This window comes from Lysobacter enzymogenes (assembly GCF_023617245.1).
Classification (GTDB): Bacteria; Pseudomonadota; Gammaproteobacteria; order Xanthomonadales; family Xanthomonadaceae; genus Lysobacter; species Lysobacter yananisis.
Genome location: NZ_CP067396.1, coordinates 3,665,486 through 3,692,163, shown reverse-complemented (window position 1 = coordinate 3,692,163; position 26,678 = coordinate 3,665,486). Strand labels below are relative to the sequence as shown.

25 protein-coding genes are annotated in these 26,678 nt (G+C 70.7%); 7 read left to right on the top strand and 18 right to left on the bottom strand.

What is annotated here, in order from left to right:
* Positions 1-42: 42 nt before the first annotated feature.
* The 3 genes from JHW41_RS14980 to JHW41_RS14970 all read right to left on the bottom strand — a co-directional run bounded on the left by JHW41_RS14980 (position 43) and on the right by JHW41_RS14970 (position 2,453).
* A complete protein-coding gene (locus JHW41_RS14980; protein ID WP_250442998.1) occupies positions 43-417 on the bottom strand; it encodes a DUF4189 domain-containing protein in 375 nt (124 codons plus the stop codon).
* 130 nt (positions 418-547) lie between these two features.
* A complete protein-coding gene (locus JHW41_RS14975) occupies positions 548-1,645 on the bottom strand; it encodes a type IV secretion system protein (RefSeq protein ID WP_057947249.1) in 1,098 nt (365 codons plus the stop codon).
* Positions 1,646-1,691: 46 nt separating this feature from the next.
* Complete coding sequence (locus tag JHW41_RS14970; RefSeq protein WP_231783978.1) at positions 1,692-2,453, bottom strand: hypothetical protein; 762 nt, start codon at positions 2,451-2,453, stop codon at positions 1,692-1,694.
* Between the two features lie 535 nt (positions 2,454-2,988).
* On the opposite strand from JHW41_RS14970, the gene JHW41_RS14965 reads away from it, so the two are divergent.
* A complete protein-coding gene (locus JHW41_RS14965; protein ID WP_250442995.1) occupies positions 2,989-5,064 on the top strand; it encodes a S8 family serine peptidase in 2,076 nt (691 codons plus the stop codon).
* Between the two features lie 241 nt (positions 5,065-5,305).
* On the opposite strand, the gene JHW41_RS14960 is transcribed toward JHW41_RS14965, so the two are convergent.
* From JHW41_RS14960 to JHW41_RS14940, 5 genes are all read right to left on the bottom strand, one after another.
* Positions 5,306-6,127, bottom strand: a complete 822-nt coding sequence (locus tag JHW41_RS14960; protein ID WP_250442994.1) for a hypothetical protein — start codon at positions 6,125-6,127, stop codon at positions 5,306-5,308.
* Positions 6,128-6,281: 154 nt separating this feature from the next.
* Positions 6,282-7,082: a gamma-glutamyl-gamma-aminobutyrate hydrolase family protein gene (locus JHW41_RS14955; protein ID WP_250442991.1), complete on the bottom strand. Its 801-nt coding sequence runs from the start codon at positions 7,080-7,082 to the stop codon at positions 6,282-6,284.
* Complete coding sequence (locus JHW41_RS14950; protein WP_250442988.1) at positions 7,079-8,248, bottom strand: carboxylate-amine ligase; 1,170 nt, start codon at positions 8,246-8,248, stop codon at positions 7,079-7,081. Before JHW41_RS14950 ends, JHW41_RS14955 begins: the two co-directional genes overlap by 4 nt.
* A 385-nt stretch (positions 8,249-8,633) precedes the next feature.
* Entirely contained in the window at positions 8,634-9,440 is an 807-nt protein-coding gene (locus JHW41_RS14945) for a hypothetical protein (protein WP_078996946.1), read from the bottom strand.
* Between the two features lie 619 nt (positions 9,441-10,059).
* Positions 10,060-11,175, bottom strand: a complete 1,116-nt coding sequence (locus JHW41_RS14940; RefSeq protein ID WP_250442985.1) for an oxidoreductase — start codon at positions 11,173-11,175, stop codon at positions 10,060-10,062.
* A gap of 217 nt (positions 11,176-11,392) precedes the next feature.
* Here JHW41_RS14940 and JHW41_RS14935 point away from each other — a divergent pair, with 217 nt between their 5' ends.
* Positions 11,393-12,673 carry an MFS transporter gene (locus tag JHW41_RS14935; RefSeq protein WP_057947255.1) on the top strand — a complete coding sequence of 427 codons (1,281 nt, stop codon included), beginning with the start codon at positions 11,393-11,395 and terminating at the stop codon, positions 12,671-12,673.
* 72 nt (positions 12,674-12,745) lie between these two features.
* Here JHW41_RS14935 and JHW41_RS14930 read toward each other — a convergent pair whose 3' ends face one another.
* The 3 genes from JHW41_RS14930 to JHW41_RS14920 all read right to left on the bottom strand — a co-directional run bounded on the left by JHW41_RS14930 (position 12,746) and on the right by JHW41_RS14920 (position 16,120).
* Positions 12,746-13,561 (bottom strand): 2OG-Fe(II) oxygenase, encoded by an 816-nt coding sequence (locus tag JHW41_RS14930; RefSeq protein WP_250442983.1) that lies wholly within the window; start codon positions 13,559-13,561, stop codon positions 12,746-12,748.
* A 352-nt stretch (positions 13,562-13,913) separates the two neighbouring features.
* On the bottom strand, positions 13,914-14,474 hold the full coding sequence (locus tag JHW41_RS14925; protein WP_428995376.1) for a YgjP-like metallopeptidase domain-containing protein: 561 nt from the start codon (positions 14,472-14,474) through the stop codon (positions 13,914-13,916).
* Positions 14,475-14,614: 140 nt separating this feature from the next.
* On the bottom strand, positions 14,615-16,120 hold the full coding sequence (locus JHW41_RS14920; RefSeq protein ID WP_250442976.1) for a phospholipase D family protein: 1,506 nt from the start codon (positions 16,118-16,120) through the stop codon (positions 14,615-14,617).
* Between the two features lie 403 nt (positions 16,121-16,523).
* On the opposite strand from JHW41_RS14920, the gene JHW41_RS14915 reads away from it, so the two are divergent.
* Positions 16,524-17,741, top strand: a complete 1,218-nt coding sequence (locus tag JHW41_RS14915) for a glycosyltransferase (RefSeq protein ID WP_250442973.1) — start codon at positions 16,524-16,526, stop codon at positions 17,739-17,741.
* Positions 17,742-17,872: 131 nt separating this feature from the next.
* Here the strand turns inward: JHW41_RS14915 and JHW41_RS14910 are convergent, their stop codons facing one another.
* Positions 17,873-19,159: an MFS transporter gene (locus JHW41_RS14910; RefSeq protein WP_250442971.1), complete on the bottom strand. Its 1,287-nt coding sequence runs from the start codon at positions 19,157-19,159 to the stop codon at positions 17,873-17,875.
* Positions 19,160-19,647: 488 nt separating this feature from the next.
* Positions 19,648-20,640 (bottom strand): NADP-dependent oxidoreductase, encoded by a 993-nt coding sequence (locus JHW41_RS14905; protein WP_250442968.1) that lies wholly within the window; start codon positions 20,638-20,640, stop codon positions 19,648-19,650.
* A gap of 129 nt (positions 20,641-20,769) precedes the next feature.
* On the opposite strand from JHW41_RS14905, the gene soxR reads away from it, so the two are divergent.
* Together soxR and JHW41_RS14895 are read left to right on the top strand one after the other, a co-directional pair.
* A complete protein-coding gene (soxR, locus tag JHW41_RS14900; protein ID WP_057950066.1) occupies positions 20,770-21,252 on the top strand; it encodes a redox-sensitive transcriptional activator SoxR in 483 nt (160 codons plus the stop codon).
* Between the two features lie 95 nt (positions 21,253-21,347).
* Complete coding sequence (locus tag JHW41_RS14895; RefSeq protein WP_057947261.1) at positions 21,348-21,857, top strand: DUF1993 domain-containing protein; 510 nt, start codon at positions 21,348-21,350, stop codon at positions 21,855-21,857.
* 94 nt (positions 21,858-21,951) lie between these two features.
* Here JHW41_RS14895 and JHW41_RS27110 read toward each other — a convergent pair whose 3' ends face one another.
* Positions 21,952-22,140 (bottom strand): DUF6053 domain-containing protein, encoded by a 189-nt coding sequence (locus tag JHW41_RS27110; RefSeq protein WP_428995375.1) that lies wholly within the window; start codon positions 22,138-22,140, stop codon positions 21,952-21,954.
* A 201-nt stretch (positions 22,141-22,341) separates the two neighbouring features.
* Between JHW41_RS27110 and JHW41_RS14890 the strand changes: the two genes are divergently transcribed.
* Both JHW41_RS14890 and JHW41_RS14885 read left to right on the top strand, forming a co-directional pair.
* A complete protein-coding gene (locus JHW41_RS14890; protein WP_057947262.1) occupies positions 22,342-22,908 on the top strand; it encodes an Ig-like domain-containing protein in 567 nt (188 codons plus the stop codon).
* An 873-nt stretch (positions 22,909-23,781) separates the two neighbouring features.
* Positions 23,782-24,075, top strand: a complete 294-nt coding sequence (locus JHW41_RS14885) for a DUF6916 family protein (protein WP_057947263.1) — start codon at positions 23,782-23,784, stop codon at positions 24,073-24,075.
* Between the two features lie 159 nt (positions 24,076-24,234).
* Here the strand turns inward: JHW41_RS14885 and JHW41_RS14880 are convergent, their stop codons facing one another.
* The 4 genes from JHW41_RS14880 to JHW41_RS14865 all read right to left on the bottom strand — a co-directional run bounded on the left by JHW41_RS14880 (position 24,235) and on the right by JHW41_RS14865 (position 26,562).
* Positions 24,235-24,825 (bottom strand): GNAT family N-acetyltransferase, encoded by a 591-nt coding sequence (locus JHW41_RS14880; protein WP_250442964.1) that lies wholly within the window; start codon positions 24,823-24,825, stop codon positions 24,235-24,237.
* Positions 24,826-24,833: 8 nt separating this feature from the next.
* Complete coding sequence (locus JHW41_RS14875) at positions 24,834-25,364, bottom strand: phage tail protein (protein WP_057947264.1); 531 nt, start codon at positions 25,362-25,364, stop codon at positions 24,834-24,836.
* A gap of 66 nt (positions 25,365-25,430) precedes the next feature.
* Complete coding sequence (locus JHW41_RS14870; protein ID WP_250442962.1) at positions 25,431-25,961, bottom strand: phage tail protein; 531 nt, start codon at positions 25,959-25,961, stop codon at positions 25,431-25,433.
* A 70-nt stretch (positions 25,962-26,031) separates the two neighbouring features.
* The gene (locus tag JHW41_RS14865) at positions 26,032-26,562 is read right to left on the bottom strand and encodes a phage tail protein (RefSeq protein WP_057947266.1); all 531 of its coding nucleotides are present in this window, start codon (positions 26,560-26,562) and stop codon (positions 26,032-26,034) included.
* Positions 26,563-26,678 lie beyond the last annotated feature (116 nt).

Sequence of the window (26,678 nt, the reverse complement as noted above, 5' to 3'; positions counted from 1 at the left end):
GTTGTCCGTCGCTTCAAAACAGGAGCGCGGGATGGGGCGCGGTTAGATTCCCTTTCTGGGCAGGCTGCAGCCGACGTAGAAAACCTTGCAGTCGCTGTCGTCCTTTTGGCATCGGCGCAGCCCATGCGATATGGCGGCCTGGTCGGAGACGCTGCTTCGGAAGTAGTTCATCCGGGCTCCGGTAATCACGCTCACGCATTCGTTTGTGTATGTGAACTTGATCGCGCAATCGATGCCGCGATTCTTCCGGCATTCCTTTAGCGCTTTTCTTTCGGCATTGTCCTTGCGCGCGAACCATTCGGCCGCGCCGAAGGCGCCGTTGGATTCGTCGGTCGCGATAGCGCCCCAGCGGTCGTAGTAAACCGTGGCCGCCTCTGGGCGTTCGGCGCAACCCTGCCAGCCGTTTCCACGTTGCATGTCGCAAGACGCCTGGGCGCGATGGAGCGGAGCCGAAGACAGCGCGATGAGCGCAGCCGCGAGCAGTCGCGATGCCCTCGTGTGCATTCGTCCGGCGGGTGCATCGCGACCGCCGGGTCGGATGCGCGGCTCAAGGCTTTTTGACTTCGTCATACTTCTTGGTCCTGTTGCCGACGTCGGACGAGGAGTCCAACGGCAGCTGATAGGGATGTCGCGCCGGACTGGATGGAGCGTCGGTGACGACAGGCGGCTGTTGCTGCGTTTGGTTCGCGCCTTGCTGGCTGCCCCGATCTTTGGCGGAAGAGCCGAATGCGGTGTTGTAATTGAAGTTGGCCGCGGTTCCCTGGAAGAACATCGCTGCGGCCGGCGGTACGGTGACGATCACCGTCGTCATCAACAGCCCGATCCCGCCTTGCTGCATGGCCTGCGTGGTCAGGCCTTCGGTGGCCGTGCCCATGATCCGGGTCGCCTTGGCCACCCAGAGCACCACCGCGACCTTGGCCATCAGCTCCATCGTCATGGAGACGACGACGCTGAGCATGGCCATCGAGAAGAGATTTCCTATGCCATACATCAGCCATTTCCTGAACAGATCCTTGGTCTGGTCGAACATCAGGCACAGGATGAAGATCGGTCCAAGGCCGATGAACAAGGCGAGCGTGAATTTGTAGAGCAGCAGCATCGCGCCGGCGACCATCGGCGGCGCGGCGGTGCCGACGCCGGCGAACACAAGCGCGCGTTCTTTTTCTTTCTGGAGCTTGGGGTTGTCGTCCGGGACCTGGACCACATCGATCGCGCCCATGGCGATTTGCATGTAGGCGAGGTTCTTGTCGATCGCATCGGCGCTGGAGCTGTCGTCGTCGGTAAACAGTTCGTGGATCTCGCGGTCCAGATCCTTGGTGAAGAAGCGGTGCAGGCTGGCGCCGCCGAACGACATGGTGGTCGCTAGCGCGACGATGAAGGCGATGCGGGCGGCATTGACGACCAATCCCATCATCGGTTCGCGCGACTGGCCGGTAACGATGCGATAGCCGGACAGCATGATCCACAGCGTCGTCAGGATCAGGGCGATCTGGCTGGTCCACGCCATCGTCCGCTTCATCAGGCCGAGCCCGAATTGGCCTATCTTGTGGTCGAAATAGGCGCTTATCAGCTTGAAGTAGGCGTAATCGCCGATGCCTTGGGCCAGAGGGGCGAGCCAATCCGCGAGAACGGCAAACAACTGCATTGTTCGATCCTTGAATACAGCAACGAGGTCCGGGCAGGCGTCCGGCTTAGAACGAGAAGGCACTCTTGATGGCTTCGGTCTGAATGATCTTGCCGACGCCGCCAGGGCGCTTGCCCTCCAGCGCCCGCCGCGCGAGCCGCGCCTGGTCCTTCTGCAAGGCGACGATGTAGTCGTCGTAGGCCTTCATCCGCGCCTGCCAGTAGTCGAGGTCCATGCGGGTGCGGACCATGAAACGCTGGGTTTCGTTGTCGTTGGCGGCGAGGCTGCCCTGGCTGTCGCCGACCTGGCCGCGCTGGCCCTCGACCTGGGAGAACTCGCGGTTGCGCTGGAGCAGTTGCTTGAGCATGCGCACCGATTCGTTGTACTTGGCGTTGTCGGCTAGGACCATGCGCTGGCAGAGGCGGCGTTGCTCCGCGACCAAGTCGGAATCGAGCCGCGGGTTGAACGCGCTCATCGCGCCGCTGAGCCCTTCGCTGCGCGGGCCGGGGCAGATGTCGTCCATGCCATAGGACGGATCGCGCTCGGGGAAGTCGTCGCGCATCGCCGATTGCTGCATCTGCAGTTGCTGCAGCTTGATCAATTGCTGGCGGTAGTGGCTGTACTGCGACGTCCAGCGCTTGGCCTGTTCGCCGTACTGGAAGGCCTTGTCGATGAAGTCCTTGATCGCGACGCCGAGGTTGCCCGGGTCGGTGACGACGAGTTGCGCTTGCGCGAGCGGCGCGGCGGCCAGCAGCGCCGCGCACAGCGCGATGCGGTGCCAGCGACGATGCGGTGGGCGAGAAACGGCGGCGCGGCGGGAGGACGTCATGGCGTGCGGTCTCGTCGGGAGCGGTTGGGGGTGGAGTCGCGGCCGGCCGCTGTGCGACCTGCGCACCGCCATAAAAACCAATCGAAACGTGGAAATCAACGCCAACTTTTATTTGCGCATTTCGTGGGCGTACAAGGAACGAGAAAAATGCGCGCGCAGTGCGAATCCGAAATGTCGTGGCGGCACATCGTCGCGTGCGCTGAATGAGCGCGGCGCGCGCGCCGCAAGGCGCGCATGCCCGCACGATCGTGCGGATCGCACGGCCTCTGTAGCAATGATCGCGAAGCGCGCACTGCGTTCAGGCGCGCTATTTCGAAGTTCTGTGATCGCCCGCAACAGCCGCATCTGCGCGCCGTTCGTCTGGGCGTGGACGCGGCCACTCGCAGGCGCGCAGTGTCTTCGCAGCGTCCCGCGACGCAGGCAGCAGGGACGTTGCTGTCCGGTGCATAGCTCTTCGGTGCCGACCCACGATCGTTTCCCCTCCAACGCCGTCCGCTGGGACGGCGACGGCCGAACTTTTTCTGGAGAAAACCGCATGAACCGTCGCATCACGATCACCGCGCTGGCCGTATCGCTGGCGCTGGCTTCCCCGCTGGCCGCCGCGCAGGCGCAGGCCGACTATCGACTGGATCTGGGCGGCATGCGCTTCGATCCGCTCAAGCAGCAACCGGTGCAGGCCGCCAGCGTGTGGGGCCGCGCGCGCGCCGACGGCGAGGATTGGCGCCTGGTGCAGTTCAAGGGCCCGGTGCGCCAGGCCTGGCTCGACGAGTTGCGCAGCAGGGGGCTGGAGCCGGTGCAGTACCTGCATCCGTACACCTACATCGTGTGGGGCAAGCGCGATGCGCTGGGGCGTGCGGCAGGGCTCAACGAAGTGCGTTGGAGCGGCGATTTCCTGCCCGCGTACAAGGTCCTGCCGCAGCTGCGCCAGGCCGCCGCGGCCAAGAGCGCCGGCGCGCTCGACGTGCGCGTGATCAGCCGCCGCGACAGCGCCGGCGTCGCCGCGACCCTGGGCAAGATCGGCGCGGCCGATGCCGGGCAGGGCGCGCAGATCGTCGATCGCGCGCTGCAGAGCCAGACCGTGCGCGTGGCGGCCGACCAAATCGCGCTGCTGGCGCAGGCGCCGGGCGTGTACAGCGTGCAGAGCGTGCCGACCGACGGCGGCCTGCGCGGCGAGATCAGCAGCCAGATCAACGCCGGCAACGTCAACGCCGGCAACCTCGCGGTGCCGGGCTACCTGAGCTACCTCAGCGGCGCCGGCGTCAACGGCACCGGGGTGATCATGGCCAACGTCGACGGCGGCATCCACCAGACCCATCCGGATCTCGCCGCGCGCATGACCGCCTGCACCGGCACCACCTGCGGCGGCTCGGCCAGCAGCGCGCACGGCACCCACACCGCGGCGATCATGGCCGGCGACGGCGCGTCCAACGTGCGCGCCAGCGCCTCCACCGGCAGCTTCCTGCGCGGCCTCGGCGTGGCGCCGGGGGCGAAGCTGGTCGAGCAGGTGTATTCGCCGTTCTTCACCCAGCCCGGCGGCATGCTGTTGCTGATGACCCAGTCGGTGCGCAACAAGGCGACGATCTCCGGCAACAGCTGGGGCCCGGCCGGTTCGCCGCGCGGCTACGACGGCGACACCCGCCAGGTCGACGTCGGCGTGCGCGACGCCGATCCGAACGCGCCGGGCGACCAGCCGCTGAACTACGTGCTGTCGTTCATGAACGGCAACGGCGGCACCCAGAGCCAGGGCTCGCCGGACGAAGCCAAGAACACCTTCACCGTCGGCTCGACCAAGGGCCAGAGCTCGGCCACGGTGCAAATCGCCGCGATCAACGACCTGTCCAGCAACACCGCGCACGGGCCGGCGTTGGACGGCCGCCGCATTCCCGGCATCGTCGCGCCGGGCTGCTCGATCGATTCGGCCAACAGCGCCACCGGCCATGGCCTGATGTGCGGCACCAGCATGGCCTCGCCGCAGGTCGCCGGCGCCAGCGCCTTGTTCACCCAGTACTACCGCAACAAGTTCGCCGGGGCCACGCCGAGCCCGGCGCTGACCCGCGCGGCGTTCACCGCGGTGGCGCAGAACCTGGTCGGCAAGCTCGACGCCGACGGCGGCACCCTGGCGACCGCGCCCGACGCCAAGCAGGGCTGGGGCCGGATGCTGATCGATCCGGTGATCAAGCCGGCGCAGACCGTGCAGTACGTCGACCAGAGCCACGTGTTCAACAACAGCGGCGAGAACTGGACCCGCAGCTTCCGCCCCGCCGATGCGAGCAAGCCGGTGCGGATCATGCTGGTGTGGACCGACGCGCCGGGCCACGGGCTGGGCGGCACCACGCCGGCCTGGAACAACAATCTCGACCTGCGCGTGAGCTCGGGCGCGAGCACCTTCCTGGGCAATGTGTTCAACGCCAGCGGCTGGTCGGCGACCGGCGGCGCGGCGGACGCGCGCAACAACAACGAAGGCGTGTTCCTGCAGGCCGCGCAGCACGGCGGCGGCGCGTTCACCATCGAGGTGCGGGCGACCGACATCAACTCGAACGGCTTGCCGAACTCGGGCGACGATACCGACCAGGATTTCGCCCTGGTCTGTTACAACTGCGTGGCGAGCTGATCGTCGAGTGTCGATGCGTGTCGGCGTCGTCAAGGCGGCGCCGGCACGAGGGCGGGGCGGCTTCAGCCGCCTCGTTTTCGTTTCGTTCGATGGATGCTTGCGTGGTTGCCGAGGTGGCGCGGTCGCGGCTTGCGCCGCTCCTACAGGTAGCCCAGGCGGATGCGTGCACAGCCCCTGTAGGAGCGGCGCAAGCCGCGACCGCGATTACGTCGCAATCACAGGCAACGCTGCGCCGTCGCGGCTACTTCGCCCCCGGCAACGCGTAGACCTGCCGGACCGGATCGAACTCGACCACCTGTTCGGTCTGCGCGCTCTTGCCGTCGGGCTGCTGGGTGCGCTTGGTCACCCGCAGCGGGAAGAACGGCTTGCCGGTGTCGCTGTCGTCGATGGCGAAGCTGTACTCGCTGTCCTGCTCGTCCTCGGCGATCTGCGGCAGCGCGCTGAGGTCGCGGACCTTGTCGCCGATCGGCGCGATCAGATGGTAGCGGGATACGGTGATGCCCTGGCCGGTGCCGCCGCTGGCGAATTTCCAGGCCATGGTGTCGGCGCCGATGCGCACCAGCTGCGCGTCGTCGCAGCTGCAGTAGCCGGAACTGCCGGCGGGAATCTGCTTGTCGCCGGCCAGCAGCGTCCAGCCGCCGCGTCCGTCCGGGCCCAGCACGAACGCGCCCATCAGGCCGGAGGAGACGTGGCCGTAGACGTAGCCCTGGGCATCGGCGAGGTTGTGCGCGGCGACGTAGAGCCGCGGCTGGCCCTGCAGGTCGACCAGTTGCGGCGCGCCGGCGCGCATGCAGTAGTCGTCGTCGACGCCACCCTCGACCTTGGCGTGGAATTTCCAGCAGCGCTGCTTCGCGTCGAAGGCGTCGCCGTATTGCTGCGCCATCAGCGTCTCGACGGCGCGTTGCAGCGCGGCCGGATCGGTTGCGGCGGGTGTCGACGCCGGCTTCGCGGCGGCGGGAGCGGCCGCCGCGGGCGCGGACGGCGCGGGGTCGCGCTGGCAGGCGGCGAGCAAGGCGGAGGCGGCGACGACGGCGAGCAGCGGGGCGGAACGCGAAACGCTCATGCGGCGGATCCTGGTGCGGATGAGGTGGCCCGACCATACCCGGCGCCTTGTGAAGGCCGCCGCGCGCCGCGCCGCCGTCGGCCGCGTGCTGCGGCCGCACAAACGCCCGATAAGTGCACGATTCAGCGCCTGCGCGGCCCAGGCCGGTCGCGATTCAGCCCGCCAGCGCCCGCGCGCGTTCGCGCGCGGCTTCGATGAACGCCATCAGCAGCGGCCGCCCGGGCAGCAGTTCGGGGAAGCGGTGGTCGTGGAACTCCGGATGCCATTGCACGCCGACCACGAAGCCCTCGCCCTGGCCGCGCACGCATTCGGGAATGCCGTCCTCGGACCAGGCTTCGACCTCCAGGCCCTCGCCGAGCTGCTTGATGCCCTGGTGATGGATCGAATTGACCTGCGGCTGCGGCACCTGCGGATACAGCGCGGCCAGCCAGCCGTCCTCGCGCATGCGCAGGGCGTGCTTGTGTTCGTCGTACTGGGCCGGGATGTAGTGCTCGGCGCGGGTCGCGCCGCCGCCGACCAGATCCTGGTACAGGCTGCCGCCGTGGGCGACGTTGATCAGCTGCATGCCGCGACACACGCCCAGCACCGGCTTGCCGACTTCGACGAAGGCGCGCAGCAGGTTCAGTTCGAAGCGGTCGCGGTCCGGATCGGTGGTCATCAGCAGTTCGCTGGGGCGCTCGCCGTAGGCGACCGGGTCGATGTCGGCGCCGCCCTGCAGGATCAGGCCGTCGAGCGCGCCGGCGTAGTCGCGCACCGACAGGTCGCTGGCCTGCACCGCGCCTTCGGCGTCGACGGTGGGGATCATCACCACCAGCGCGCCGCTGCCCATCACCCAATGCGCCATCGACTGTTCGAGGTATTGCAGGGTCTTGTTGCGGAAGCCGTACTCCGGCGGCAGGTTGCGCATCATGCGCGGCGACAGGCCGATCAACAGTTTGCGGGCGGGCTGGGTCATGGCGAATCCGGTGCGGACGGTGTGGGCGCGGCGTCGGCCGCGGCGGGGACGGTGGCGTGCAGCAGCCAGTCGACCACCGCCTTCAGCGCGCCGTTGCGGCTGGCGCCGCGCTGGCGGTGTTCGCGGTAGATCGCCAACTGCGCGTGCGCGCTGGTGCCGCGTTCGGCGATGGTGTCCAGGCGCCGCAGCGCCTGGGTGCAGTCGAGCGCGGCGGCGTCTTCGGCGACCAGTTCGCGCAGCCGCCGCAGCTGTTCCAGCGCGGGTTCGCTGCGGCCGCGCGCGTCGATGAATTCGGCCTGCAGGCCCGAACGCTTGGCCCGCCAGCGGTTCTCGTCGATGAGCCGGCGCGTGGCCGCGTCGCACGGCGGCGGTTCGGCGCGGTGGCGGGCGATGTGGCGCATCAGGCAGCGGAACAGCGCGGCGATGGCGAGGCTGTCGTCGAGGTGGGTGCAGGCGTCGGCGATGCGCAGCTCGACGGTGGGGAAGTTCGGCGACGGCCGGATCGCCCACCACAGCGAGCCGGCGTCGGCGATCGCGCCGGCGCGCTTGAGCAGGTCGGCGAAGGCGTCGTATTCGGCTTCGCCGGCGAAGAAGTCGGGGATGCCGGTGCGCGGCCATTCGTCGTACATGGCCTGGCGGTAGCTCATCAACCCGCTGTTCAAGCGGTCCCAGAACGGCGAGGAGGTCGACAGCGCCAGCAGCAGCGGCAGCCACGGCATCGCCCGGTTCATCGCCTGGACCCGGTCGACGCCGTCGGGCAGTTGCACGTGCACGTGCAGGCCGCAGACCTGGCTGCGCCGGGCGACGATCTGGAAATCCTCGACCAGTTGCCGGTAGCGCGGCTTGTCGGTCGGGCTCTGCTCGCGCCATTGGCCGAGCGGATGGGTGCCGGCGGCGAGCAGGGCCAGGCCGTGCTCGTGCGCCAGTTCGGCCAGGCCGCGGCGCAGCTCGCCGAGCTGGCGGCGGGCCTGGCCGATGTCGCATTGCACCGGCGAAGCGATCTCGATCTGCGTCTGCAACAGTTCGCTTTCGATGCATTCGCCGAGTTCGGCGCGCGCGCGCTTGAGCAGGCGCGCGGGCACCTGGGTCGCGAGCAGGCGGCTGTGGGGGCGCACCAGGAAGAACTCTTCCTCGATGCCGAAGCTGTAATCGCACTGCGCGCTCATCGCAGGCGATCCCGGGATTGCGAACGGGTCGAACGGGTCGGGTTCGTCATGCGGGAAACTTAACGCGCTGAACGCTAAGAATCCGTTGAAGCGGCGCGACGGCGCACGGCGAATCCGTGAGCGCGGTGCGAGCGCGCAGGCGCCCTGTAGGAGCGGCGCGAGCCGCGACCGCGCAAACGCAACTGCGGCGAGAGGTTCATCGCAGTTGCGTTGCCGCGGTCGCGGCTCGCGCCGCTCCTACAGGGGGCTTCGGGTGGTTGCTTCAGCGCCGGGTCGCGGAAACCCCGGCGCTTGCGGTGTTGCGCCGCTTGGCCGCTATCTACCAACAAAAAAGCCCCGCGCCGGTCCGGGCGCGGGGCGTGGTGTGCAACGGCGGCGACGAAGCTCAGTCCACCTGGATCGCGGTGAACGGCGAGCGGCCGCGCACGTTGATGGTCGCGGGCGTGGCGGCGGCTTCGACCTGCACGCCGATCAGGCCCAGGCCGCCGACCGAGACGCTGCCGCCCAGGGTCAGCTGCACCGGCTTGTGCACCACGCTGACGTTGGCGCTGCCGACGCCGGCGGTGTCGACGCGGTTGAGGGTCAGCGCGCCGCCGACCGGCACTTCCACCGGGATGCCGAGCACGACCAGGCGCAGGCTGCCGCCGACCGGCACGGCGAAGTTCTTCGGCAGCGGCGAGGGCACGGTGATGACGTCGCCGCCGGCGATGCGCACGTTGGCGACGTCGGCGCTGGCCTGGCACTGCAGCACGGTGCTGCCGGTCAGCGAGTCGCACGACAGCGCGCCGGTGGCGCCTTCCAACGCGACCAGGTTCTGCACCAGGCTCAGGCCGCCGACGCTGGAGCGGCCGTCCAGCGCGGTGGCGCCGCTGGCGTTGGTGTAGTCGGCGCGCTGGCGGGCGACGTCGAGCTTGACCACGCTGACCAGGCCGAGCAGGCCGACGTCGAGGCCGAGCGCGCTGTTCTCCTTGCTGCCGGGCGCGACGACCTGGGCCTGGCCGGTGCACGGCAGCGGCAGGGTGGTGTTGAGGCCCAGCACGGTGACGGTGACGCCGCCGCTGAGCGCGCAGGCCTTGACCCCGGCCGAGACGACTTCCGCGCTCTGCGCGCTGGCGTGGGTGGCGACGAAGGACAGGCCCAGGGCGCAGGCGAGGGCGCCCAGGCGGACGGAGCGGGAGATGCGCTGATTCATGGTGAGTACCTGCTCGGTGGAGAGGGAGGGACGGTTGGTTGTGGCCGCGACGCCGCGCGCACGCGCCGCCGTCGGCGCGGGCGCGCCGAAGCGTTGGCGAGGGACGAGGCCGCCGAGGGCTCCCCGGTAACGCGGCGCGGCCGGGGCCGCGCCGCAACTGCAGTCATGGCTCGGATCCGGCCGCGGCCGGACCTGGCGCAACTAAGCAACGGCCCGCGGATCGAGCGGGACCGGTGAAGTGCAAGAACGCATCCGTTGCGCCGCGGCGCCGCGTCGGGGAGTGGCGGCGCCGCTCGGTTGCAGCGCGCACAGAGTAGGAAAGCGCGCGCCGGCGAAACCTTGATGTTTCGCGCAATAGCCGCCGGGCTTAGGTCCGCTTTGCCGATCTGCGATGGATTGATCGCTGCGCGTGTGCGCGCAGCGCGCTTGCGGGTTTCGCCGCGCTTGCAATTCTTCGCGCGCGTGCGGGGCCGGCGTGCGCGCGGTCCAGCCGCGAACGTGATCGGCGGCGGCGCGGTTCAGGCGCGCGCGGATTGCGCGCGCGCGAAGATTTTTTCGTTGCGGCGCGCTCGATTCGCTTCGCGCGCAAAAGCCGGCGCCGCGCGCGGCCCGCCGGCGCTCAGCGCTGCGCGAGCGAGGACGCGCGCAGTTCGGCCCGCCACAGCCGCATTTCGTCGGCGGCGGCGCGTTCGGCTTCGCTCAGGTCCGGCGCGATCGCGCGTCCCTGCGCGGCCGACTCGGCCGCCGCTTCGAGCACCGCCATCAGCGCGACCGCCTGCTCCGGCGGCACCGGGTTGAGGCCCTGGCCGCGGATCGCGTCGCGCACGGCGGCGTAATAGCCGCGTTGGTCGCCGGCCGGGGTCGGCCAGTGTTCGGCGCGGGCCGGGCCGAACCAGTGCAGCGGATCGGGGTCCTCGCCCCAGCCCGGCGCGCCCGGGGTCAGGCCGGCGAGCAACTGCGCTTCCTGGCGGTCGGCGTGCGCCTTGAGCAGGCTGCCGCTGCTGCCGTGGACCAGGAAGCGCGGGCTGCCGCCGGCGGCGAGCATGCCGGCGTGCAGGATCGCGCGCAGGCGCGGGTATTCCAGCACCACGTGCGCCCAATCGGCGACCACCGCGCCTTCGCGCTGCAGCGCCAGGCTGGCGAACACCCGCTCGGGCGGGCCGAACAACTGCAGCGCCTGGTCGGCCAGATGCGGGCCGAGGTCCCACCACACCCCGGTGCCGGGACCGGCTTGTTCGCGCCAGCGCTCGCGCACCTGCGGACGGAAGCGGTCGATGTGCGATTCGAAATGCGCGATCGCGCCGAGCCGGCCGGATTCGACCGCCTGCTTGATCCCCAGGTAGTCGCTGTCCCAGCGCCGGTTCTGGAACACCGACAGCAGCCTGTCGTGACGCTGCGCCAGCGCGGCCAGTTCGCGCGCTTCGGCCAGGTTTAGGGTGAAGGGCTTGTCGACCACCACGTGCTTGCCGGCGGCCATCGCCGCGCGCGCGAGCGGCGCATGGCTGTGGTTGGGCGTGGCGATCACCACCAGCTCGGCGCGCGCGTCGGTGGCGGCCTGCAGCGGGTCGGCGACGACCGCGACCGCGGGCAGGTCGGCGCCGACCTTGGCCGCGTCGCTGGAGCCGACCACGGCCAGCTCCAGTCCCGGCGTGGCCGCGATCAGGGGCGCGTGGAAAGTCTTGCCGGCGAAGCCATAACCGATCAGGGCGACGCGGAGGGGCGTGGGTTCGCTCATGTGCGTGGCGATCGAGGGGGGAGGGTGCCACCTTGCCGGATCGCGCCGCGCGCGGCCAGCGGCGACGACCGTGCCGATGCGACGTCCGCTTCGGCGAAGAACTGCGACGAAGGGCCGCGGCGACGGTTACGGCGACCGCTACGACCATTGGGCCTTTGCCGAACCGGGCCGGGATCGGGTATCAATGCAGCACCTCCCCCCACAATCCGGACACCCGATGAGCGCAGCCGCGCCGGCCACGGTCAATTCCCCCTCGCGCGTGCTGTTCGCGAGCCTGATCGGCACCACCATCGAGTTCTTCGACTTCTACATCTACGCCACCGCCGCGGTGCTGGTGTTCCCGCAGCTGTTCTTTCCCTCGGCCGATCCCAACACCGCGCAGTTGCAGTCGCTGGCCGCGTTCGCGCTGGCGTTCTTCGCCCGCCCGATCGGCGCGGCGCTGTTCGGCCACTTCGGCGACCGCATCGGGCGCAAGGCCACGCTGGTGGCGGCGCTGCTGACCATGGGCCTGTCGACGGTGATCATCGGCCTGCTGCCGACCTACCAGAGCATCGGCATCGTGGCGCCGATCGCGCTGGCGCTGTGCCGCTTCGGCCAGGGCCTGGGCCTGGGCGGCGAGTGGGGCGGCGCGGTGCTGCTGGCGACCGAGAACGCGCCGCCGGGCAAGCGCGCCTGGTACGGCATGTTTCCGCAGTTGGGCGCGCCGATCGGTTTCTTCCTGTCGACCGGCATCTTCCTGCTGCTGACCGACCTGATGGGCGACGAGGCGTTCTTCGCCTGGGGCTGGCGGGTGCCGTTCTGGTCCAGCGCGGCGCTGGTGTTCGTCGGCCTGTGGGTGCGCCTGAGCATCAGCGAGACGCCGGCGTTCCGCAAGGCGATGGACCATCACGAGCGGGTCAAGGTGCCGATGCTCAACGTGCTGCTGAAGCACCCCGGCGCCCTCGTCGCCGGCACCTTCGCCGCGCTGGCGACGTTCGTGCTGTTCTACCTGATGACGGTGTTCGCGCTGGGCTGGGGCACCTCGCACCTGGGCTACACCCGCCACCAGTTCCTGCTGCTGCAACTGGGCAGCGTGCTGTGTTTCGCCGCCACGATCCCGCTGTCGGCGGTGTTCGCCGACCGCAAGGGACGGCGCCTTGCGATGATCGTCTCGACCCTGGCGGTGATGCTGTTCGGGGTGTTGTTCGAGCGCCTGTTCGTGGCCGGCAACCCCTGGGGCGTGTTCGCGTTCCTGAGCCTGGGCCTGGGGGTGATGGGCCTGACCTACGGGCCGCTGGGCACGATCCTGGCGGAGATGTTCCCGACCGCGGTGCGCTACACCGGCGCCTCGCTGGCGTTCAACTTCGCCGGCATCCTCGGCGCCTCGCTGGCGCCGTCGATCGCGATGTTCCTGGCCGAGCGCTACAGCCTGGCCTATGTCGGCTATTACCTCGCCGCCGCCGGCGCGCTGACCTTGATCGCGTTGCTGATGATGCGCGAGGACGAACCGGCGCGCTGAGCCGCGGCGCATCGTCGGGCTTCGCCGACGGCCGCGGCAGGACACGTTGCCACGCTGGGGCCGCGGTGCGCCTCAGCGATCGCGGCGGTAGACGTGCCGCGTCGCCCGTAGTCCCTTCGGGAACAGCTTGCGCACCCAGCCGCGCAGCGACGCGTCGGCGCGCAGCGCCAGGTCGCGCACGCGCTGCTCGGGGCGTCCGCGGAACGAGGTCGGGTGGAAGTAGTCGGCGTCGCCGACGGGGTGGTCGGAGAAGTAGTAGTTCGACACGCAGCAACGCGCGCGCTCGCTGCGGTTGGGCGACACCGAATGCCAGGAGCTTTGGTCGGTCACCATCAGCGCGAGGCGGTTGAAGCGGCTGACCACGGTGATCGGTTCGCCCTGCGGGCCCTGCGGCCACAGCTCCAGGTTGGCGCCGTCGGCCTGGCTCCAGTCCGGCGACACGTAGTACAGCAGGTTCAGCACGCGGTAGCGTTCGCGGTCCTTGTCGTGCGAATTGTCCAGGTGCGGGTTGAGGAAGTGGCCCTGGCCCATGACCGAGATGCCGCCGGCGTACAGGTGCTCGTCCGGATACAGCGAGCGCAGCCCGGTGATGACGCGCACCTGTTCGAGCACGCCCGGCTGCTGGAACGCGAACACGATTTCCTCCAGCAGGCGGTCGTGCTGGTCCATCTGCGCCGACACGTACTTCAGCTCGCGCAGGTTCTTGCGCAGCATCATGCTCGACGGAGGCGGGAACGCGGCGTGGATGCGCTGCGCCAGCGCCGGCGGCAGCAGGTCGTCGACGAAGCAGTGGCGGATCGCGCCGTGTTCGCGCCACTGGGCCTGCAGGCTCGCGGCCTCGGCGGTCAGGCGTTGTTCGATCAGGCGGCCGATCTCGATGCGGTCCATGGCGGGAGCTGGGTTGTGCGGTGGAAGCCGCCGATTCTAACCGCACTGGGGTGGAGGGTCCCCGGTGGCGTGCGTGGGGCGGTGCGACGGTTGTGCATCCGGGCTGTATTTCGTACGACTGGGCTTGTCGAACGTCTTCGACCGGCGGGATTGAACGGCCGCCTTTGGCCTCGCCGCGCGCCGTTTCCATGGCGTTCGCCCGCGCGCGGAGCGGCGGCGGGTCCGTCGGCAGGGCGACTTTGCCGGAATTGGCGCCGCCGCGCGTCCACGGTGGCGCGCTCGGCGGCGCGACAGTCGCGCCTCTCGCGTCGCCGCAAGGGTCGGGGGCATGGCAGCGCAGGCCGCGAAGGCGTCAGCGCGCGCCGGCGGACTCGGTTTCCTGCGCGGTCAGGTACAGGCGCAGGTCGAATTCGAGCTGGTGGTAGTCGCGGCTCATGTGCGCGCACAACTGGTAGAAGCCCTTGTCGTGTTCGCGGTGCTTGAGGTGAGCCAGCTCGTGCACGGCGATCATCTCCAGGAACGGCTCGGGCGCGTCGCGGAACACGGTGGCGATGCGGATCTCGCGCGCGGCCTTGAGCCTGCCGCCTTGCACGCGCGAGATCGCGGTGTGGGTGCCCAGCGCCTGGCTCACCACATGCAGCTTATTGTCGTAGATCACCTTGTTGAGCGGATCGGCCTTGCGCATGTAGCGGTCCTTGATCGCCACCACGTAGGCGAACAGGGCCTTGTCGTCGCGCACCGCGTGGCCGGCGTGGTCGTAGCGCTTGCGCAGCGTCTCGCCGAGCTTGCCGGCGTCGATCAGCGCTTGCACTTGGGTCAGCACGTGCGGCGGGTAGCCGCGCAGGTAGCGGAGCGGGTCCATGCGCGCACGATACGGCATCGTCGCCGGTCGCGTCGCGAGTTCGCGCGACATGGCGCCCGCGCCCGGTAGCGGCGGAGTCCGACGGTAGGAGCGGCGCGAGCCGCGACCGCGACAACGCAGCTGCGACGACAGTGCCGGCGTAGTTGCGTTGTCGCGGTCGCGGCTCGCGTCGCTCCTACAGGGGCTTCCGGTCAGAAACTCGACAGGCCGCTGGCTTCGGCGATCCGGTACCAGACCTTGCGCAGGGCCGAATCGTCGGCGTACTTGGCGTAGTCCGCGCTGAAGATACGCCCGTCGCTGTTGCTCCAGCTGCGCTCGAAGTAGGTCCGCGCCTGCCGCGCGACCGGCGCGTCGTCGAGCGCGACCACGCGCGCGCTGGATTCCAGGTTGTAGTCGTCGAGGTTGCGGCGGGTGTAGTTGGCCGAGCCGGCGATCAGCTCGATCTTGCCGTCGGCGCCGTGGCGCAGCAGCAGCTTGGCGTGGCATTGCTCGCCGTGGGTGTCGCACCAGCGCAGCGGCACGCCGGCGGCGACCAGTTCGGCGGCGACCTGGCGGTTCGGAACGCCGTTCTTCTTGCGCCCGAACGCGTCCTCGTTCGGGTCCAGCAGCACCCGCACCGCCACCCCGCGCTTGTGCGCGGCGGTCACCGCGTCGACCAGGCGGCGGTGGGAGAAATAGAACACGGCGATGTCCAGGCGGTCGCCGCCGCGCGCGCCGTCGACCGCGGCGAGCAGGGCGTCGCGGATGCGGCCCTCGGTGAGCACCTGCACGCGCGGCGCGCTGGTGCTGTCGACGATGCTTTCGCGCGGCACCGAGGCCGGCAGCGCGCGCGGCCACGCCGCGCCCGACAGCGCCGCCACCGCGCGCTCGCTGGCCAGCAGGTCGAGCGCGGCGGCGCCGCTGAAGCGCAGGGCGACGTTGCCGTGCAGGCTGCTGGCGTCGTGCGGATTGGCCGAGGCGACCAGCGCGGTCCAGTCCTCGCCCTGGTCGACGATCAGGGTTTTGCGGTGGTTGGCGTTGAGGTTCAACAGCGCCAGCCAGCTGCGCAGGCCGACCTTGCCGGGGCCGAGCGGATTGGGCAGCCAGCCGCCGTCGCTGTCGTTGCCGGCCCAGCGGCAGCACAGCTGCCACAGGCCCGACCACGCCGGGTTGGGCGTGCGCAGGCGGGCGAGGTCGGTGATCACGACCTCGACGCCGGCGTCGCGCAACTGCTGCAACTGCGGCGAGACCCGGCCGCCGTAGACGGTGTTGATCGGGTCGGTGATCAGCACCACGGTGAGGCCGGGCACGGCGCGCTTGCGCGCGACCAGCGCCTCGGTGAGCTCCTGGCTGAGCCGGCGATAGCGCGCTTCGCCCGGGTTCTCAGCACCGAAATCGTTGAACAGGAACTGGTCGGCGACGATCGCGCGGCGGGCCTGGCCGATCAGGCGCAGGGCTTCGTCGAACACCTGCTGCTCGCTGTGGCGCGCGCCCTGGGCGTCGGTCCAGGTCAGGTCGGTCAGCAGGGCGACCTCGCGCGCGCTGCGCAGCGGGCCGGCGACGCCGACGCCGGGCGGCAGCGGCTTGTAGACGTGGTAGACGGCGCTGGCGATCCAGGCCAGCAGGAACAGCGCGAGCGCCAGACGCAGGCGGCGCGGGCGACGGACCGGGGCGGCGCCTGGATCGGTGTCGTTGTCGAGGGAGGGGGCGTGGTGCATCGGCGTGGTGGGCGGGACGGTGGGCCATGGTCGGGACCGCCGGCCGCTTGCGCAAGCTCGGCGGTGCGGGCGGCGCGCTCGCGCAGCGCTTCATGCCTTTTGTGGGATGGCCTGCATAGCCTATGTGGGAGGGGCCTCATGTCTCTGTGGGAGGGCCTTCAGGCCCGACGCTTTTCGATCAGGCCCGACGCTTTCGATCAGGCCCGACGCTTTCGATCAGGCCTGATACGAAAGCGTCGGGCCTGAAGGCCCTCCCACAAAGGCACAGGGGCCTTCCGCTCAGGCACAGGGCCTTTCCTTGAGGCTAGGCCACCGCCGGCCCGCCCACCCTACGCCGCAGCAGGGTCGCGGCGCGCCGGCCGGGGACACAAATCGGTCATCGGCCCGGCCTAGGCTGGGCGGGATGAACATCCTGATGCTCTCGGACGTGTACTTCCCGCGGGTCAACGGGGTGTCGACCTCGATCCGCACCTTCGCCCAGTCGCTGGCGCGCATGGGCCACGCGGTGACCCTGGTGGCGCCGGACTACGGTCCCGGCAGCGGCCAGGAACTGCACGACAGCGACGAGTTCGAAATCGTGCGGCTGCCGGCTCGGGTGATCTTCTTCGACCCCGAGGACCGGCTGATCCGCGCGCCGGAGCTGCGCCGGGTGCTGCCGGAACTGGCGCAGCGGCACTGGGACGTGATCCACATCCACACCCCGTTCCAGGCCCACCGCCTGGGCGTGCGCCTGGCCGAGCGCACCGGCCGGCCGACGGTGGAGACCTACCACACCTATTTCGAGGAATACATCGGCCACTACCTGCCGTGGGCGCCGGTGGCGCTGCTGCGGCTGGTCGCGCGCCGGCTCTCGCGCATGCTCTGCCACGGCGTGGATCACCTGATCGTGCCTACCGCGCAGATGGTCGAGGTGCTGGACCGCTACGGCATCGCCACACCGTCGACGGTGCTGCCGACCGGGATCGACCTGGACGAATTTTCGCGCGGCGACGGCGCGCATTTCCGCGTCGAGCACGGCATCGAGGCGACGCGCCCGACCCTGGTGACGGTGAGCCGGCTGGCGGTGGAGAAGAACATCGCCTTCCTGCTGCAGGTGGCGCGCCGGCTGGTCGCGGATTTCCCCGAGCTGATGTTCATCATCGCCGGCGAAGGTCCCGACGCGGAGCGGCTGAAGCGGCTGTCGAAAGAGTACGGGCTCGACGCCAACGTGCGCTTCTTCGGCAACCTCGACCGCCGCACGACCTTGCTCGACGCCTACCGCGCCGGCGATGCGTTCGTGTTCGCCTCGCCGACCGAGACCCAGGGCCTGGTGCTGATCGAGGCGATGGCGCTGGGCGTGCCGATCGTCTCCACCGCGGTGATGGGCACCGCGACGGTGCTGCGCGACGCGCGCAGCGCGGTCGTCAGCGAGGAGAACGTCGAGGACTTCGCCGCGCACGTGAGCCGGGTGCTGCGTTCGCCGGAACTGCGCGCGCAGCTGTCGGCGGCAGGGCCGGTGGACGCGCGCGGCTGGAGCACGCAGGGGCTGATGGAGCAGGTGGTGGCGCTGTACCAGCGCCTGGCGCAGGCCGCGCCGCGCAAGCTCGCGGCGTCGAAGCCGCAGGCGCAGGCCGCGCGCTGAGCGCCGCCGCGGCCCAAGGTCCAGGCTGTTGTGGGAGGGCCTTCAGGCCCGACGCTTTCGGTTCCGATCACGGCGATCTGAAACAAGCGCATCGGGCCTGAAGGCCCTCTCACAGTCCGGGCCCATCCGCGTCACCGCGCGACCCGCACTCGCGCCGCCAGCGCCAGGCCCAGCAACGCCAGCGCCAGCGCGATCGCGAACCCGCACACATAGGCCAGCGTGTGCGAGCGCGCCAGCAGCGCGGCGAACAGCGAGCCGCCCGCGGCCAGCGCGGCGGCGGTGTAGATCGCATCGCCCAGGTGCAGCGCCGAGGAGTTGCGGCCCTGTTCCTGCGGCGGCGACAGCTCCAGCATCAGCACCGACAGGGTCGGGTAGATCAGGCCCATGCCCAGTCCCGCGACGATCCAGCCGGCGATGCCGAGCGCGACCGGCGCGCGCAGCAGCGCCATCGCCGCGATCGTCGCCACGCCGAGCGCGATCATCGCCATGCCCGCCTGCAGGTAGCGCCACGGCCGCCGCGGCTGGGCATCGCGGCCGCGCAGCCACGAGCCGCTCGACCAGCCGATCGCGCCGAGGGTCAGCGCCGCGCCGGCCCAGGTCGGCGACAGGCCGCGCTCGGACGACAGCAGCAGCGGAATGTAGGCCTCGGTGAGGAAGTAGGCGCCGGCGGCGATGCCGCGCAACGAGACCACGGTCGGCAGGCCGCGCGCGGCGCGCAGCGCGCCGCGCGGCAGCAGCTGCGAGGCCGCGAGCATCAGCGCGGCGGCGGCCGGCAGCAGCCACGCCAGCGCGCTCCAGCCGCGTTGCTGGCCGCCGTAGTGCAGGGCCAGCAGGCTGGCGGTGGCCAGCAGCGCCCACGGCAGCCGCAGCGCGTCGCCGCGGCGTGCCGGTTCGGCCTGCGCCACCGGGCCCAGCCCGCGCAGCGCCGGCAGCACCCAGCACGCGGCCAGCGCCGCGACCGCCGGCACCGCCAGGAACACCCAGCGCCAGCCGAAGTGTTCGACGATGGCGCCGCTGATCGCCGGACCGACGATCGCCGGCAGCACCCAGGCCGCGGCGAAGGCGGCGAAGATCTTGACCCGCAGCGCCGGCGGATAGACCCGGCCGACCACCACGTACAGCGCCACCGAGATCAGCCCGCCGCCGAAGCCCTGGATCACCCGTCCGGCGACCAGCCAGCCCATCGCCGGCGCCAGCCCGGCCACGACCAGGCCCAGCGCGAACCAGGCGATGCCGTGGCGCAGCGGCGCGGCCGGCCCGCGCGCGTCGGCCCAGCGTCCGGCCGCGACCATGCCGACCACGCTGGCGGCCAGCGTCCCGGCGAAGGCCAGCGCGTACAGCGGCAGGCCGTCGAGCGCGCGCGCCACGGTCGGCATCGCCGTGGTCACCGCCAGCGCCTCGAACCCGACCAGGGACACCAGCGCGACCGCGCCGGCGGTGAGCCCGCGATAACGCGGCGCGAACAGGCCCTGCGCGGCGGTGTCTTCAGTCCCGACGCCCGCGCTCGTTTCGTCTGCGCCCGCATCGACAGCGACGGCAGCGCGTGTGGGAGGGACTTCAGTCCCGACGCCTTCCGCTCCGCTCGCCGCGTCCTCGCCCGCACCGAAGGTGACCGCAACTCTTGTGGGAGGGACTTCAGTCCCGATGCCTTCCGTTCCGCTCGCCGCGTCCCGCCGCGCACCGCCTCGCACGGACGCTCCCACCCCGGCCGGTCCGCTCCGCTGCGCCAGCATGGGTTCGTCGGGGACCGGGGTGGAAACGTCCGCGCCAGACGGCGCGCCGCGGACGCTGTCGGGAGAGCCTGCGGCCCCGCTGCCCTGCGACCCGATCACATGGCCCATCGGCTCCGCAGGCTCTCCCGACAACGTCCGCTCGCGCGCATCCGGGGCATCGCCGCCGCGCTCGCTCATGCGCTCAGCCTCAGCAGCGACAACGGCATGGCCTCGTACACCATCAGCACCACCTTGCCGCGCGCGGGGCCGCGCTCGACCGCGCGGTGGGCCTCGGCGGCGCGGGTCAGCGGGAACATCTCGCGCACCGGCACCAGCAGGCCGTGGCGCTGGTGCACGGCGACCAGCTCGGCCAGACGTTCGCGGCTGCGCTGGCTGCGCAGCGCCGGCAAGCCGTGGCGCGGCGACAGGCTCAGCGCGCGCGCCGCGGCGATGCGCTGCAGCCATTGCGCGAAACCGTCGTCGCCGCTGGCGTCGAACAGTGCGTCGACGTCGCCGGGGGCGAGCGCGCGCACGCGCTCGATGCCGCCGTCGTCGTCGGCCACCGGCTGCGCGCCGAGCGTGCGCAGGTAGTCGTGGTCGGCCGGGGCGGCGGTGCCGATCACGCGCGCGCCCCAGGCCACCGCCAACTGCACCGCGACGCAGCCCAGCGCCCCGGCGGCGCCGTGGATGAGCAGGGTGTGGCCGGCGCCGACCTCGAGCTGGCGCAGCGCCGCGTGCGCGGTCTGGCCGGTCGAGGGCAGGGCGCCGGCGACCGCCCAGGTCATGGTGTGCGGCTTGTGCACCAACTGGTCGACCGGCACCGTCAGCGCTTCGGCGTAACTCATCGCCGCGGCCCAGCCCATCACTTCGTCGCCGGGCTGGAAGCCGCTCACGCCGGCGCCGACCTGATCGACCACGCCGGCGAACTCGTTGCCGAGCCGGCGCGGGAAGCGCGCGCCGCCGCGGCCGCCGGCGCGCGCGCCCAGGCCGCTGCGCAGGGCGATGTCGCTGGGCCGCACGCCGGCCGCGCGCACCCGCACCCGGACTTCGCCGGCGGCGGCCTGCGGCATCGGCAGTTCGATCGCGCGCAGCACCTCCGGCGCGCCGTAGCGGTCGAACACCACGGCCTTGACCCGGGGGGAAGGAAGCGGATCGTGCGCGGGCGCGCGCTTGCGCTGGAAGGCCATGACTTGACGCCTGATTGGGACGGGGAGCAGCATAGAACCTGGACTTAAGTTGAGGTCAAGGGCCTGCGTGCGGTTTTTTGCCGCAGTTCCGGCCCGGGCCGCGCGGACCGACCGAGGCGGTGCATGAGCATGGCGATGGAATTGAGCGTGGGGCAGGTGGCCGAGCGCTCCGGCGTGGCGGTGTCGGCGCTGCACTTCTACGAGGCCAAGGGCCTGATCCACAGCGTGCGCACCGGCGGCAACCAGCGCCGCTACAGCCGCGACACGCTGCGCCGGATCGCGGTGATCCGGGTCGCGCAGCGCGTCGGCATGCCGCTGGCGACGATCCGCGAGGCGCTGGACACGCTGCCGGATTCGCGCGTGCCCAACCGCGCCGACTGGAGCCGGCTGTCGGCGGCGTGGAAGGACGAGCTGGAGCAGCGCATCGCCCACCTGAGCCTGATGCGCGACACCCTGGACCAATGCATCGGCTGCGGCTGCCTGTCGCTGGACCGCTGCCGTCTGGCCAATCCCGACGACGCCTGGGGCGAGGCGGGCTCCGGCGCGCAGCGCTGGGCGGCGGCGTTGAAGGAGAGCCGGCCGAAGCGGCGGGGCAAGAAGGCGCAGGAATGAGTTCGCAGGAGCGAGCCAAAGCTTTCGCTCACTCCTCACTCCTCCACGCTCGCTCCTCGTATCATGGTCGGCCTTCCCCCCACTTCGGTTCCGCCATGACCGTATCGATGTACTCCGCCAGCGTCCCGGTGCTGCAGCAACTGCTCGGCAGCCTGTCCACGATCCTCGAACGCACCCAGGCCCACGCCGCCGAGCGCAAGATCGACGCCGACGCCTACCTGCAGGCGCGCCTGTTCCCCGACATGTTCCCGCTGCTGCGCCAGGTCCAGATCGCCTGCGACTTCGCCAAGGGCATCGGCGCGCGCCTGGCCGACGTCGCGGTGCCGGTGTACGACGACAGCGAGCGCGGCTTCGACGAACTGCAGGCGTTGATCGCCAAGACCCGCGCCTTCCTCGACGGCCTGGAGCCGGCGCTGTTCGAAGGCGCGGACGACCGCGAGATCGTGCTGCGTCCCGGCACGCCGAAGGAGCGCCGCTTCACCGGCCGCGACTATCTTGTGCACTATGGCCTGCCGCAGTTCTTCTTCCATGCGACCACCGCTTACGCGATCCTGCGCAGCAACGGCGTGGAGATCGGCAAGCGCGATTTCATGGGGCAGTACTGAGTCCGCCGATCGAATCCGGATTCGAGTTCGAATGAAAAGGCCCGCTTCGGCGGGCCTTTTTCGTTGCGGTTGTACGCGCGCTTTTGCCGGGATTTCATGGCGACCTGAGCGCAAAGCGTCGGGCCTGAAGGCCCTCCCACGACAGCGCTGGACTTGCGGCCGCTGCGGCTCTTGTGGGAGGGCCTTCAGGCCCGACGCTTTCCGCTCCGGTCGCAGCGAAAACACAGCCCGGTCCCAGCGCGAAAACGACCGCGCGGCGAACCGCGCGCACGCGGATTTCCATCGCTTTTTTCGACCGCGTTCGCACCGGGTCTCGGCCCCTGCGACGCCCGCTTGCGATGATGTTTTCCCGTTGGCGGCAAGCGCTTGCGAACGGGTCCGGACCCAGGCCATGGACGCGATCGCGCAAGCGGCGCGCGCACGGATGCGCGGTCCGGAATCTTCGGATCATCCGATCCCCGAGATCCCACCAGAAGGAGTTGGCATGCCGTACAAGAGTATCCAGGGGCCCCTCGTGCTGAGCCTGGCGCTGATCGCGCTGGGGGCGGGCGCGATCGGCGCCCCGCAGTCGAAGGATGGACTTCTCGACCTTTCCCTCAGCCAGGTCGTCTCCGCCGCATCGCAGCAGGCGCGCGCGCACGACGCCGAGCAGCGGCGCGCGGACCGCGAACGTTTCCAGCGCGCGTTGCAGCCGCGCGGCGACGCGGCGCTGGCACCGATCGCGCGCGAGCTGGCGCAGCTGCGCCGCTTCGAACCGCTGCGCGCGGGCGACCTGGTCACCCACAGCGTCGACGGCGCCGATTCGACCGTGGCGCTGCGCGGTTTCGTCGGCAACGGCGCGCCGCTGCGCTACAGCCTGGTCCAGGCGCCGCGCCACGGCCGGGTCACGATCGAGCGCGACCGCGCGACCTATCGTCCCGATCCCGGCTTCGCCGGCGTGGACAGCTACACCTATCGCGTGCAGGCCGGCGGCGCGAGCGCGGAAGCGATGGTCGCGGTGACCGCGATCCGCGACCGCGCGCTGCCGGCGACGGCCGCGGCGGCCTTGTAGCCGCCGTGCGAAACGGGCGCCGCCGCGCAAGGCGGCGGCGCCGGCAAGACCCCGCAATGGGGTAGGGGACGGCTCCCGGCGCCAGGCGCGCGAGCCGATGCCGCCACCGCCCGCGCCTGTTGCGCTGGCGCGCACGCTGCGCCGGTCGTCTCGTCGTGGTGACGGCCGAAGCGAGCGCGCGGTCGCGCGCAGGGCGCGGCGGTGGCGGCGGTTCCCCGGTGTCGGCCGGTCGCGGCGTGCGCAGGCAGATCGATCTGCGCCGCCGCGGCCGGTACGGGCCGAAACGCGATGCTAGGCCGGCGCATGCAGCGGTTCTCGCTTGCATGCGGCGACGGATCGGCGCGGCGATCGCGCCGGCTTGGGTTGTTCGCGCGATCGCCGGCGAATACGTAACGCCGGGCGTGGTCTCGCGCGGGGCGTGGCCGGGCGCGAAACCGCGCACGCGGCGACGCATCCGCAGGAACAGGACGTCTTTCATCCTCGTCAGTGATGGAAGTCGAGCGGGCAGGATGCCCGCGACGTCGGCGGCTCCGGCCGTCGCGCCGCTCTGGGCGCGGCGTGGCGGCCGGGGCCGGGCGATGCGGGAGGCGCGTAGCCGCGGATCGCAAGGCGTCGGGCCTGAAGGCCCTCCCACACAAGCCTGGACGCTTCGAATGCCATCGTGGCAGGGCCTTCAGGCCCGACGCTTTGCGCTCGGATGCGCTCGGATGCACTCGAATGCGCGCAGCGCGCCCAGGCCGACGCAGTCCCGCGCGCGCCGCTGCGTCGCGCGCCGCCGCCGGTCGGCCGACTTCGCACGCCGCGCAACGGGGGCTTGCATCCGAACGCCGTCGCAGGGACGATGCGGCCTCGGCTTTGGGGAGGCCCGCATCGATGGAACTGCTGACGCTCGATCATTTTTCTTCGCACGTGAACGAGACCTACGCCGCGCGCATCAACGACGGCGAAGTCCCGTTCGTGTTGGTCGAGGCGCGCGCGCTGAGCACCCAGCCGCAGCCGATGGCGGGACGGGTGCCGTTCTCGCTGCTGTTCCGCAACGCCTCTGCGTTCCTGTTCCCGCAGCAGATCTATCCGATGCGCCACGCCTCGATCGGCGAGGTCGGCATCTTCCTGGTCCCGGTCGCGCGCGAGCGCGAGGGCTTCCTCTACCAGGCCGTATTCAACTAAGCCGGCAAGCGCCCGCGCGGGTCGGCGCGGGCTCGGTTCGGCGTCGCGTCCGCGCGCCGTGGGATCGCGCGCCGCACGCTTCGAATCGTTTCCGCGCGGCCGAAATCCGCCGCGGCGCCGACGGCGCACGCAGCGAGTCGCCCGCCGTCGCGACGGGACTCAGCGCAGGTCCGACTCCCAGCGCATCGCCGCGTGGGTCGGCAGGTTCTCGGTCAACACGAATCCCAGGCGCTCGTACAGCCGGCGCGCGCCGTGGTTGCCGTGTTCCACGTGCAGGCGCATGCCGCGTCCGCGCGCGTGCGCTTCGTGCTGGGCCCAGCGCACCAGGCCGCCGCCGATGCCGCTGCCGTGCGCGCGCGCGTCCAGGCTGATGTCCACCAGCAGATGCTCCGGCGCGGCGCGCTGCAGGTAGATCCGGCCGATCGGCGCGCCTTCGCGCTCCACCACCAGGAAGTCGGCGCGTTCGTAGTAGCGCACGTAGTGCAGGTGCTGCATCGCGAACTGCTGGTCGAGGAACGCGGCCAACGCCTGCGGCGGCCAGCCCATCGGCGCGAACTCGCCCGCGCGCAGTTGGCGGTACAGCGCGCGCAGCCAGCCGATGTCGTCGGCGCGCGCCGGGCGCAGGCCGATCCCGCGTTCGCTCAGCGATGCGGGCAGGTCGAAGCCGTCCCCGCGCCCCTCCGGGGGCGCGGGGAGGTCCGTGCGTTCGGCGCGCGGCGGGAACGCCAGCGCCGGCGCGGCGGAGGCCATGGACTGCATCAGCCGAACGCCGGGAACACGCCCTGCAGCGCGATGCAGAAGTTCATCGCCAGGTACGGCTGCCGGTTCTCGTGCGGCTGGCCGCCGCCGGCGGGCTGCAGCACCGTCGGCGCCAACGGCGCGTTGGCGGCGTTGGAGGCGACGAACGCGTTCATGCTCGGCGAGCCCAGCGAGTTGCCGTTGGACGGCGAGGGCGCTTTCTTGGTGTCGGTGGGCTGGTTGTAGATGTTCAGCGAATGCGAGTGCGTCGGCATCTCGTTGGTGGTCAGGGTGACCGCATTGACCCCGAACGGCTCGCCGATGTCGTGCGGGGTCAAGCCGGGTCCGCGGCCCTGATTGGTAGCGGCGCGGTTGATGAAGTTGGGCAACTGGAACGTGGTCTGGCCGTTGCCGCCGTACTGGGTGCCCAACAGCGCGAACAGCGCGGTGTTCTGCTGGATCGCCATGGTGGCGCCGTTGCACGCGGCCCAGCCGCGCGGCGCGAAATTGAAGCCGAATTGCTGGATTTGGGCGATGAAGGGTTCGGTCATGGGTAGGTCCTCGATCTGCGGCCCGTCGCGGCGGCGTCGCCCGCGCGGGCCGGTAAGTGCGGAAAGTCAGCTCTGCGACGGGAACACGCCGTAAGCGGCGATGCAGTACTGCACGGTCAGGGTCGGCATCTGGTTCTCGTGCGGCTGGTTGCCGCCGACCGCGCTGACCGACAAGGGGCTGGCGGGGAACGCGCTCGCGCCGCTGGTGTCGGTGACGTACAGCACGTCGCCGTTGAGCGCGCCCAGCTCCAGGTTCGCCGCCGGCGTTTTCGCGGTGGCGGTCAGCGTGGTCGCGACCATGGTGTGGGTGTGCTGCGGCATCTGCTGGCCGATCAGGGTGATGCTTTCGCTGCCGGCGCGCTGGCCGATGACGTACGTGCTCAAGCCGGGGGCGGTGCCGAAATGGACCGGCACGCGGCCTTGCATGTCGGGCACGGCGAAGGTGTTGATGCCGTCGCCGCCGTAAATGGTGCCGAGCAGCATGAACAGCGCTTCGTTTTCGGCGATGGAAACCATTTGGCCGTTGCAGGCGTACCAGCCTTGCGGGACGCGCGTGAATCCGAACAGGCGGATCTCGCCCAGGTATGGCTCGCTCATGAGAGATGCTCCAGGAATGTCGTACTGCGGATAGGAGGGGCCGCGGCGCGGCCTCAGGCTCGTTCGCGAGTCAGTTGCGCGAGGGGTAGATGCCGTTCAGGGCGATGCAGAAGTTGATCGCCAGGTAGGGCTGCACGTTGCTGTGCGGCTGGGTGCTGCCGGCGGTGCCGATGGTGGCCGCGCTGAGCGCGACCTGGGGGCCGCCGGTGGCGGAGTAGATCTCTTTGTCGGTGGTGCCCAGGAACAGGCCGTTCGGATTGCGGCTGGTGGCCGCCCCGGTATTGCAACCCAGGGTGTGATTGTGATTGGGCATCTGCGTCGGCAGCAGGGTCACGTTCTCGACGCCGCCGGACTGGCCCTGAGGGTAGGGCGCCGGGTTCCAGCCCGGGTCGACCGAGTTGCCGGCCCCCACCGGCGTGCGGCCGCGCAGGTCGGGCAGGGCGAAATTGGTGGTGCCGTTGCCGCCGTACATGGTGCCCAGCAACGAGAACAGCGCCTGGTTCTGCGCGATCGCCAGCAGCTGGCCGTTGCAAAAAGCGAAATTCTTCGGCGCGAAATTGAAGCCGAAGGTCGTGATCTGCCCCAAGAATACTTCTGTCATCTCTTCCCCCAGAGGTGTTTCCGGGCGCCGTGCGCGCGCCGGGACTGCGTGCCCGGAGCCTCGGCCGCAGGCCCCGTCCGCACAAGGCGAAACGGGCCGTTCCGGCCGGGTCCGGG

Excerpts from the sequence above, each read along its gene's own strand:
- JHW41_RS14980 (WP_250442998.1), bottom strand. The coding sequence starts at position 417 with ATGCAACGTGGAAACGGCTGGCAGGGTTGCGCCGAACGCCCAGAGGCG.
- JHW41_RS14975 (WP_057947249.1), bottom strand. The coding sequence starts at position 1,645 with ATGCAGTTGTTTGCCGTTCTCGCGGATTGGCTCGCCCCTCTGGCCCAA.
- JHW41_RS14970 (WP_231783978.1), bottom strand. The coding sequence starts at position 2,453 with ATGACGTCCTCCCGCCGCGCCGCCGTTTCTCGCCCACCGCATCGTCGC.
- JHW41_RS14965 (WP_250442995.1), top strand. The coding sequence starts at position 2,989 with ATGAACCGTCGCATCACGATCACCGCGCTGGCCGTATCGCTGGCGCTG.
- JHW41_RS14960 (WP_250442994.1), bottom strand. The coding sequence starts at position 6,127 with ATGAGCGTTTCGCGTTCCGCCCCGCTGCTCGCCGTCGTCGCCGCCTCC.
- JHW41_RS14955 (WP_250442991.1), bottom strand. The coding sequence starts at position 7,082 with ATGACCCAGCCCGCCCGCAAACTGTTGATCGGCCTGTCGCCGCGCATG.
- JHW41_RS14950 (WP_250442988.1), bottom strand. The coding sequence starts at position 8,248 with ATGAGCGCGCAGTGCGATTACAGCTTCGGCATCGAGGAAGAGTTCTTC.
- JHW41_RS14945 (WP_078996946.1), bottom strand. The coding sequence starts at position 9,440 with ATGAATCAGCGCATCTCCCGCTCCGTCCGCCTGGGCGCCCTCGCCTGC.
- JHW41_RS14940 (WP_250442985.1), bottom strand. The coding sequence starts at position 11,175 with ATGAGCGAACCCACGCCCCTCCGCGTCGCCCTGATCGGTTATGGCTTC.
- JHW41_RS14935 (WP_057947255.1), top strand. The coding sequence starts at position 11,393 with ATGAGCGCAGCCGCGCCGGCCACGGTCAATTCCCCCTCGCGCGTGCTG.
- JHW41_RS14930 (WP_250442983.1), bottom strand. The coding sequence starts at position 13,561 with ATGGACCGCATCGAGATCGGCCGCCTGATCGAACAACGCCTGACCGCC.
- JHW41_RS14925 (WP_428995376.1), bottom strand. The coding sequence starts at position 14,474 with ATGTCGCGCGAACTCGCGACGCGACCGGCGACGATGCCGTATCGTGCG.
- JHW41_RS14920 (WP_250442976.1), bottom strand. The coding sequence starts at position 16,120 with ATGCACCACGCCCCCTCCCTCGACAACGACACCGATCCAGGCGCCGCC.
- JHW41_RS14915 (WP_250442973.1), top strand. The coding sequence starts at position 16,524 with ATGAACATCCTGATGCTCTCGGACGTGTACTTCCCGCGGGTCAACGGG.
- JHW41_RS14905 (WP_250442968.1), bottom strand. The coding sequence starts at position 20,640 with ATGGCCTTCCAGCGCAAGCGCGCGCCCGCGCACGATCCGCTTCCTTCC.
- soxR (WP_057950066.1), top strand. The coding sequence starts at position 20,770 with ATGGCGATGGAATTGAGCGTGGGGCAGGTGGCCGAGCGCTCCGGCGTG.
- JHW41_RS14895 (WP_057947261.1), top strand. The coding sequence starts at position 21,348 with ATGACCGTATCGATGTACTCCGCCAGCGTCCCGGTGCTGCAGCAACTG.
- JHW41_RS27110 (WP_428995375.1), bottom strand. The coding sequence starts at position 22,140 with ATGGAAATCCGCGTGCGCGCGGTTCGCCGCGCGGTCGTTTTCGCGCTG.
- JHW41_RS14890 (WP_057947262.1), top strand. The coding sequence starts at position 22,342 with ATGCCGTACAAGAGTATCCAGGGGCCCCTCGTGCTGAGCCTGGCGCTG.
- JHW41_RS14885 (WP_057947263.1), top strand. The coding sequence starts at position 23,782 with ATGGAACTGCTGACGCTCGATCATTTTTCTTCGCACGTGAACGAGACC.
- JHW41_RS14880 (WP_250442964.1), bottom strand. The coding sequence starts at position 24,825 with ATGGCCTCCGCCGCGCCGGCGCTGGCGTTCCCGCCGCGCGCCGAACGC.
- JHW41_RS14875 (WP_057947264.1), bottom strand. The coding sequence starts at position 25,364 with ATGACCGAACCCTTCATCGCCCAAATCCAGCAATTCGGCTTCAATTTC.
- JHW41_RS14870 (WP_250442962.1), bottom strand. The coding sequence starts at position 25,961 with ATGAGCGAGCCATACCTGGGCGAGATCCGCCTGTTCGGATTCACGCGC.
- JHW41_RS14865 (WP_057947266.1), bottom strand. The coding sequence starts at position 26,562 with ATGACAGAAGTATTCTTGGGGCAGATCACGACCTTCGGCTTCAATTTC.